At 63.0% G+C, this 6,981-nt stretch carries 6 protein-coding genes; 2 read left to right on the top strand and 4 right to left on the bottom strand.

Translation table 11 applies throughout. From position 1 onward, the window contains the following. From Q8O69_RS11725 to Q8O69_RS11740, 4 genes are all read right to left on the bottom strand, one after another. Positions 1 to 719 (bottom strand): aldehyde dehydrogenase family protein (locus Q8O69_RS11725; RefSeq protein ID WP_305592306.1); only part of this gene is annotated, 719 nt, incomplete at its 3' end. A 59-nt stretch (positions 720 to 778) separates the two neighbouring features. Further along, entirely contained in the window at positions 779 to 1,606 is an 828-nt protein-coding gene (gene phnX / locus Q8O69_RS11730; RefSeq protein ID WP_305592307.1) for a phosphonoacetaldehyde hydrolase, read from the bottom strand. Between the two features lie 32 nt (positions 1,607 to 1,638). Next, a complete protein-coding gene (locus Q8O69_RS11735) occupies positions 1,639 to 2,988 on the bottom strand; it encodes an MFS transporter (protein ID WP_305592309.1) in 1,350 nt (449 codons plus the stop codon). 220 nt (positions 2,989 to 3,208) lie between these two features. Then, the gene (locus Q8O69_RS11740) at positions 3,209 to 4,378 is read right to left on the bottom strand and encodes a 2-aminoethylphosphonate--pyruvate transaminase (protein ID WP_305592311.1); all 1,170 of its coding nucleotides are present in this window, start codon (positions 4,376 to 4,378) and stop codon (positions 3,209 to 3,211) included. Positions 4,379 to 4,507: 129 nt separating this feature from the next. Between Q8O69_RS11740 and Q8O69_RS11745 the strand changes: the two genes are divergently transcribed. Both Q8O69_RS11745 and mpl read left to right on the top strand, forming a co-directional pair. Continuing rightward, positions 4,508 to 5,383, top strand: a complete 876-nt coding sequence (locus Q8O69_RS11745) for a LysR substrate-binding domain-containing protein (RefSeq protein WP_305592313.1) — start codon at positions 4,508 to 4,510, stop codon at positions 5,381 to 5,383. 100 nt (positions 5,384 to 5,483) lie between these two features. Beyond that, positions 5,484 to 6,833 carry a UDP-N-acetylmuramate:L-alanyl-gamma-D-glutamyl-meso-diaminopimelate ligase gene (gene mpl, locus Q8O69_RS11750; RefSeq protein WP_305592315.1) on the top strand — a complete coding sequence of 450 codons (1,350 nt, stop codon included), beginning with the start codon at positions 5,484 to 5,486 and terminating at the stop codon, positions 6,831 to 6,833. The last annotated feature ends 148 nt before the right edge of the window (positions 6,834 to 6,981 follow it).

Consider the following 6,981-nt stretch of genomic DNA (forward strand, 5'->3'; position numbering starts at 1 on the left):
CCGGTAAAGGCGATCTTGGCGATACGCTTGCTGGTGGCCAGGGCCTCACCCGCCTCCTTGCCAAACCCTTGCACCACGTTGAGTACGCCTGGCGGTAGCAGGTCACCGATCAGCTCCATCAACAGGCTGATCGATAGCGGCGTTTGTTCGGCCGGTTTGAGCACGATGCAGTTGCCTGCAGCCAGAGCCGGGGCGAGTTTCCAGGCGGCCATCAGCAGCGGGAAGTTCCACGGGATGATCTGCCCGACCACGCCCAGGGGTTCGTGGAAGTGATAGGCGGCTGTGTGTTCGTCGATTTCCGCAGCGGAGCCTTCCTGGGCGCGGATGCAGCCCGCGTAGTAGCGGAAGTGATCGGCGGCTAGCGGTACGTCGGCGTTCAGGGTTTCGCGCACGGCTTTGCCGTTATCCCAGGTCTCGGCCACGGCCAGCAGTTCGAGGTTGGCCTCGATGCGGTCGGCTATTTCCAGCAGCACCAGGGCACGGCTCTGCACGCTGGTTCTGCCCCAGGCATCGGCGGCGGCATGGGCGGCGTCCAGCGCGCGCTCGATATCGGCGGCATCTGAGCGTGGGAACTCGCCGATTACCGAAGTATCGACCGGGCTCGTGTTGGTGAAATAACGGCCGCCCAGCGGCGCGACAAACTCGCCGCCAATAAAATTGCCGTAGCGCGGCTTGAGGGTGACGACGGCACCGGGGGTGCCTGGTTTCGCGTAAATCATGATGCTGACCTCTTGTGTTGGGGATGGCCGGCGCGCACGAAGCTCGCCGGCTGAGGTTGTCAGACGCCTTGTGGTGTTTCCCCGCGTTTCAGGCGGGCATTGATGTCGTCGATCACCGCGGGCAGCTCGTTGATGGTGTCGATCAGGTAGTGCGGGCGTGAGCCTTCGAACAGCTGGGCGATGCGCACGCGCTCCCTGGCCAGTTGCTCGGCCGGCATATCCTTGAATTGCGCGTAGGTCAGGCCCAGGGCGTTGCCCGAACAGGTCAGCGCCACCGTCCACATGCCGGCGCTGCGCCCTTCGAGAATGCCGGGGGTGGTGTCATCGACCTTGACGCAGGCCGCCACGTCGCTGATGCCGAGGGCAATCACGTTGGCCAGCGCCTGGGCCGGGTGCGGCCGGCCGTTGGGTACTTCGTCGGTGGCGACCACATGGTCGGCGACGTAGCCATTGCGCTCCGCCAGTTGCACCACTTTTTCCATGACTACCGCCGGGTAGCCGGAGCAGGAGCCGACCTTCAGGCCCTGATTGCGCAGGCCGGTGATGGTGTCGAGCGCGCCGGGGATCAGCGCCGAGTGCTCAGCGATCTTGGCGATCTGCAGTGGCATAAAACGCTCATAGATGGCCGTCACGTCGTCATCGCTGGGTAGGCGGCCGAAGGCGGCGCGGTAGCGCTCGGCAATCTCTGGCACGTTGCACAGGGTGCGGATGTGGTCCCACTTGCCCATGCCCATTGGCCCGCGGGCCTCGGCCAGGGTTACGGGGACGGCGAACTCGGCGAAGGCTTCGACGAAGATCTGCGTCGGCGCGAAGGAGCCGAAGTCGACCACGGTGCCGGCCCAATCGAGGATGATTGCTTGCAGCTGCTGAGGTTGTTGATAGTTCATGTCGTGACTCCTGGATGGATTAAGCGCAAAGGTCAGGCCCGAAAGCTTGCGTTGCTGACGGCGCTGTTGGGGTTCAGTGGGTTGCTGGGGTGTGGCGCTAGCTGGCTCGGGCGGCTGTTCCAGTACGGCAGCATCATCACGGTGGCGATCAGGGCCGTGCCGGTGAACAGTAGGAACACGCTTTCGGTATCGAAGTAGCCGGGTAGCAGGCCGCCGAGGATCGCGCCGATTGAACCGCAACCGTTAACGAAGCCGGCTGCGGTACCGGCGGTGCCCTGGCCGTAGTCGATGGCGGCGGAACCGCTGATCATCGAATCCGGGCCGTAGAGGCTCAGGCCCATCATGAACAGCAGGCCGACCACGGCCAGTACGCTGCCGCTCTGCATCGCCGGGACGAACAGCGCCAGGCAGACCGCCAGGACCAGCAGGCTGACCACGCAGGCTGGGAAGCGCCGTGCGCCGAACAGCTTGTCCGACATCAGGCCGAGCAGTACCGGGCCAATTAGGCCGGCGACTTCAAAGGAGGTGGGGACGATGGCCGAGGCCACCTTGCCGATCTCCGGCATGCGCTCGTAGACCATGACCGGGCCCCAGAACAGGATCGCGTAACGCGCCGGCTTGAGCAGGAAGTAAGCCAGGCCGAGTACCAGCACCGTGCGATTTCTCAGGATGGTTTTCAGGCAGCTGCCGAAGCTGGCGTGCTGTCCGTTGCCATCGAGTTGCGGTGTGTCGGTGCTTTCGACCGCTGGCAGCCCCACATCCTGTGGCGTGTTGCGCTGCAGCAGGAAGAACAGCACGGCGACTACGCCGACCACGATGGCGCTGGAGAAAAATGCCGCGCGCCAGTCGCCATAGACCTGATAGGCCCACCAGCCGGCGAAGGGCGAGGCCACCAGGCCGCCGAAGGCGTAGCAGCTGCTCCACAAGCCAAGTACCCGGCCGCGTTCGCCAGTGGCGAAGAAGCTGCCAAGGTTCTTGCACAGCCCTGACCAGCCAGTGGATTGCGCGAGGCCCTGGATCACCATGCAGGTGGCGAAGATCGGTAGGGTGGCGAAGCTGCCCATGATCAGCGCCACCACCGCGGAAATCAGCAGGCCGCCCAGTACCACCACGCGCGGGCCAAAGCGGTCCGCGAGGATGCCCCAGGTGAACTGGCCGATGGCATAGGCACCCAGATAAAGCGCATCAAGGTTGGCCATGGTGGCCTTTTCCAACTGGAAGTCCGGGTCATCGGCGATGCCCAGCTTGGCCACTGAGAAGGCCTTGCGGGTGAAGTAGAAGGCGGCATAGGCCAGCCAAGTGATGGCGAATATCTGCAGGCGCCACCGCTGTGTGGGGTTGCTGCCGAGGCTTAACAGGGAAAAACCATATGTCTGATTCACGGTACTGACCTCTGAGTTGAATGTGCTGGCAGTTCAAGGAATGGCTGCTTTTGTTGTTGTAAAAGCACTTCTGTCGCCGTCTTGGCGGACGGTCTGGATCAGATCAATCGAGGCCCGGGAGCGTGGCGTCCTGCCGGGTTGCTCCGCCTGGCGGGCGGGCAACGGCCGGTCTCGTACTGCAGGTCTGCACCCATGGCCGTACTGGCCCGGGCGCTGTGGTTCAGTTCGCCGGGCGGCAGTCGTCGACGCCCATCACCGCCAGTGCGTCGGCGATAGCGCGCAACAGCTGGCCGACGATGCGTTCGTCGATCTGGCCGATGCAGCCGATGCGGAAGCTCTCGGCAATGGTCAACTTGCCGGGGTAGATGACGAACTGGCGGGCCTTGAGCTCGTTGTAGAAACGCTTGAACTCAAAGTTCGGGTGGGTTGGGCTGAAGAAGGTGGTGATGATCGGCGACAGCCAGCGGTCTTCCAGCAGGGTCTGAAAGCCCATGGCGCGCATGCCGGCGACCAGGGTGTCGCGATTTTTCGTGTAGCGCGCTTGGCGTCCGGCTACGCCCCCTTCCTCGGCGTGCTGCTCGAGCGCCTTGCGGAAGGCCACCACGCTGTGGGTCGGCGGGGTGAAGCGCCATTGCCCAGTGCGCTCCATGTATTGCCACTGCTCCAGCAGGTCCAGGCTCAGTGAATGAGCGCGGCCTTTGGACTGCTCCAGCAGCGCACGGCGAATGATCACGAAGCCGAAACCGGGAATGCCCTCGATGCACTTGTTGGCCGAAGACACCATGACGTCGAAGGGGATCTTGTCCACGGTCAGCGGCACCGCGCCGAAGGAACTCATGGCATCGACGATCAGGTGCTTGCCGTGGGCTTTGACCACGTCGGCGATCTCGCGCAGCGGGTTGAGGATGCCCGAGCTGGTTTCGCAGTGAACCAGGAACACGTCGGTGACGTCGGGGTGGGCTTTCAGCAGCTCAGCGACTTCTTCCGGTTGCGGTGGCAGGTAGTCACCTTTGTCCAGGGCGATGTAGTCGCGGCCGAGGTAGTCGAGAATCTGTGTGGCGCGCTTGCCATAGGCACCGTTCATCAGCACCAGGGCCTTGCCGTCGCGGGCGATGGCGGTGGCCAGTGCCGCTTCGACGGCGAAGGTGCCGCTGCCTTGCAGGGGCACGCAGGCGTAGCTGTCGTCATGCACGCCGGCCATTTGCAGCAGGCCTTGGCGAATTTCTGCGGTGACCCGGTTGAAGTCGGTATCCCACGAACCCCAGTCGCGCAGCATGGCCTGCTTGGTGGCCAGCGACGTGGTCAGCGGGCCGGGGGTCAGCAGATAGGGCTCGCCCAGTGCTGGGGCTGTAAGGGCTGGGCGGGCGTTGATGAATTCGGCTTTGCTCATGATCGTCTCCAGTGTGTGCGGTGGCAGCGATGCGCCGCTCTGGAGTCGATAAAAACAACTTGCGGTAAATAAATAAAATCGATTTATAGTATTTCAAAAATAATCTGAACTTATTTATTGAGGTGTCTGATGGCGGTTTCCAACGCTCAATTGCGGGCCTTTCACGCGGTGGCGCAGCAGGGCAGTTTCACTCGCGCCGCCGAGCGTTTGTTCCTCAGTCAGCCCGCAGTTTCCGACCAAGTGCGCAAACTTGAGGAGCAATTCGGGGTTTTGCTTTTTCACCGCACCAAGCGTTCGGTACAGCTCACCGAACTGGGTGAGCAACTGCTCGGCATTACCCAGCGGTTGTATGCGGTGGCCGCTGAGGCCCAGGAACTGCTCTCCAGTTCGCGTGCCCTGCAGAGCGGTAGCCTGACCCTGGCGGTTGATTCTCCGGTGCACGTACTGCCCTTCATTGCTGCATTCAATGAGCGCTATCCGGGCATTCGCTTCAATCTGGTGACCGGCAACACCGATGAGGCGCTGGCCAGGCTATTTGCCTATCAGGCGGACTTCGCCGTACTCGGTCGCCCGGTGACCGATGACAATCTGCTCAGCCATGTATTGAGCAGTGCGCCACTGGTTGCCTTCGTTGGCCTCGAACACCCCTGGGCGGGGCGCGAATCGATTGTCCTGGCTGATCTCGATGACACACCGCTGGTGCTGCGTGAGCGTGGCTCGATGACCCGGCAGATGATTGAGGATGAGCTGCGCCGCGAAGGGTTGCGCGTGCGCTCGGCGCTTGAGGTAGAAGGGCGTGAAGCGGTGTTCGAGATGGTCGCGGCCGGTCTGGGCGTGGGTATCGTTTCGGCGGCGGAATTTGGTTCCAGTCGCGCCATGCGGGCGTTGCCGATCCTCGATTGTCAGCAGCGCATGACCGAAACCCTGGTGTGCCGGCGCGACCAGGGATCGCGGCGGATTATCGCGACTTTTCTCGAGGTAGTGCGGTCGAACAGCGGCGGCTGATCAGCGTGCCACCGCGCCCGCCTATAGGGCGCTGTGCTAATCTGCGGCCAGTTTTTATCCCGCCTATTCACCGGCTCTGACGACGCCTTCAAGGTAAATCATGCATATCCATATTCTCGGCATCTGCGGCACTTTTATGGGTTCGCTGGCCGTGCTGGCCAAGGAACTCGGCCACCGCGTGACCGGCTCCGACGCCAACGTTTACCCGCCCATGAGCACCCAGCTGGAGGCCCAGGGCATCGAACTGACCCAGGGCTATGACGCCGCCCAGCTCGACCCCGCGCCGGATCTGGTGGTGGTCGGCAACGCCCTGTCGCGCGGCAACCCGGCGGTGGAGTATGTGCTGAATAAAGGCCTGCCCTATGTCAGTGGCCCGCAGTGGCTGGCCGACCATGTGCTGCAGGGCCGTTGGGTCATGGCGGTGGCTGGCACCCACGGCAAAACCAGTAGCAGCAGCATGCTGGCCTGGGTGCTGGAGCACGCCGGCATGAGTCCGGGTTTTCTGATTGGCGGCGTGCCGCAGAACTTTGGTATTTCCGCGCGCCTGGGTGGCACGCCGTTCTTTGTGGTCGAGGCCGACGAATACGACAGCGCTTTCTTCGACAAGCGCAGCAAGTTCGTGCACTACCGCCCGCGCACCGCCATCCTGAATAACCTGGAGTTCGATCATGCGGATATCTTTCCGGATCTGGCGGCCATCGAGCGGCAATTCCACCATCTGGTACGCACCATTCCGGGCGACGGCCTGATCATTCATCCGACCACTGAGCCTGCGCTTAAGCGGGTGATCGAGATGGGCTGCTGGACCCCGGTGCAAACCACCGGCGAAGGCGGTCAGTGGCAGGCGCGCCTGCTCAGTGCCGACGGTTCGCGTTTCGAGGTGCGTTTCGACGGCAAGGTTGCCGGCACCGTGGACTGGCAGCTGACCGGCCAGCACAACGTGGCCAACGCCCTGGCGGTGCTGGCGGCGGCGCGCCATGTCGGCGTGGTGCCGGAGCTGGGCATCGCCGCGCTGTGCGGCTTTATCAATGCCAAGCGGCGCATGGAGAAGGTCGCCGAAGTCAATGGCGTGACCATCTTTGATGACTTCGCCCACCACCCGACGGCGATTGCCACCACCCTGGATGGCCTGCGCAAGCGCATTGGCGATGCCAAGCTGATCGCCATCGTCGAGCCGCGCTCCAACTCGATGAAGCTCGGCGCCCACCGCGATGGTCTACCTGAATCAGTAGTGCAGGCTGACTCGGTGTACTGGTACGCGCCGCCGAACCTCGGCTGGGACCTGGCCGGCACCGTGGCTACGTCAACCGTGCCAACTCAGGTCTGCGATTCTCTGGAAGCGATCATTGCCGGGGTCAAGGCCGAAGCCGCGCCGGGTACTCAGGTAGTGGTGATGAGCAACGGCGGCTTTGGCGGCTTGCATGGCAAGTTGGCTGCGGCCCTTTTATAGAGAGCCAAAATTCGCGCTCAAAGCGTCGCGAGCGCAGATTAGGCAAGGCGAAAGCCTGCGAGGAAGCGGAGTTTACTGCTGTAAATGAGCATTCCGAGCAGGCTTTCAACGCAGCATAAGCAAGCGCAGCAGCTTTGAGAGTGAATTT

The organism is Pseudomonas sp., assembly GCF_030690725.1.
GTDB lineage: Bacteria > Pseudomonadota > Gammaproteobacteria > Pseudomonadales > Pseudomonadaceae > Aquipseudomonas.